We start from the raw sequence: 1,318 nt of genomic DNA, 5'->3' as shown, positions 1-1,318 counted from the left end.
AGGAATTATAAAATGCGAAAATTTAACAGCATAACTATCGCGTCGTCGGTTTTGATTTCTCTATTTTTGGTGTCATGCAGCGATAAATCAAAAAGCACTTCGAATGAATCCGCGACACGGGAGACGTCGGAAGCCGAAATTTCGTCGCCGTACAAAGACACTGAAAAATTTGGGTCAGTCAGCGCGACAATTTTGAAGCCTGTATTTTCCGTTCCTGAGAGCTATAAAAAATACATCCATCAGGAGATTTCGGAATATAATAACGATGAATATCAAGAAGCTCCAAATAGTGTTTTTGAGGAATATATTAAAAAATGGGTTGTGCAGGGAGCATCGATTGATAATCCTGACTGGAATATTTTGGCCAGAGTAACGCAGCCAGGTTACGCCGGGCTCACTAATGAGTTCAAAAAGCAGGAGGGCATTGATAAAATTAAGAATTCTATCGAGGTTGATAAAAATGCCTTGAATGTAGTGGTTGCCTGGAAGAATGATTATATTTATCTTAAAGGCCCGGATGCTACGACCGGTGAGTATTATATTACTATAGATGGTGGCTTCACTACACCAATGGTAAGTTACACCACGGCTGAAGGCCATGATATCAGGCTGTACTATCAACCATCCCTCAGGGAATTAGGTCTTCAAAAGAAGTGTTCGAACCGAAATTGCAACAGCTATGAATTAACTGTCAAAGTTCCTATAGAGAAGGCCAAAGAGATTGAGGCTTTTCGTGATGGTAAGCCTAAGTTAAGTAAGGACTTTGTTCGGCTTTATGGGAAAGTTACGAAATCTTTAAATGAGGGCACTACTATGGAAAAGCTGACAGCTCGGTCTCTGGAGCTTGAGGTGCAAGCGCTTGAGGTAGGTGCTCGAGTCGATGGACGATTTAATCCATATTTTTTTGTTGACAGTGATGAACTGAAAAAAATCAAGCGGTAATATCGCTGAAGGTTTGAATCGCCTCCCAGCTTATTGCCTGATTTCACCCTCTGGCGTTGCAAGTCCACGTTCAGTTGATCCTTGTACCTGGGGCCGCGATAAGCGGCCCGCTTGAGTACGCCGGATACCTACGTGTCACATCCCGGACGATTGCATAGACTTCAAACGCTATCCACTCTTCATGGTGCGAGCGGTTCTAAAGGAGTTGATAGAGTCCTTGCAATCCACCCAGGGAGTGAAGCCATGTTGATAGCTGTCGCATCCCGTACGATCATATGGTCGCTTGTGAAACAGGTGCGGGTGGGTCTGGTACCACTCTTTCATCGCCTGCATCGGCGTACTGCTCTTGAGCGCTGACTGCGGTAACTGGTGGTTG

1 protein-coding gene and 1 pseudogene are annotated in these 1,318 nt (G+C 44.5%); one reads left to right on the top strand and one right to left on the bottom strand.

Going from position 1 to position 1,318, the window contains the following annotated elements; genetic code table 11:
* On the top strand, positions 1–942 hold a 942-nt coding region (locus NFX52_RS30165), incomplete at its 5' end, for a hypothetical protein (RefSeq protein ID WP_252636002.1).
* Between the two features lie 168 nt (positions 943–1,110).
* Here the strand turns inward: NFX52_RS30165 and NFX52_RS30160 are convergent.
* Positions 1,111–1,318, bottom strand: a pseudogene (locus NFX52_RS30160) (hypothetical protein); the annotation flags it as partial.

Origin of the sequence: Acidovorax facilis (assembly GCF_023913775.1) — a bacterium.
GTDB lineage: Bacteria > Pseudomonadota > Gammaproteobacteria > Burkholderiales > Burkholderiaceae_C > Acidovorax > Acidovorax facilis.
This window is presented reverse-complemented; position numbering and strand designations above follow the sequence as displayed.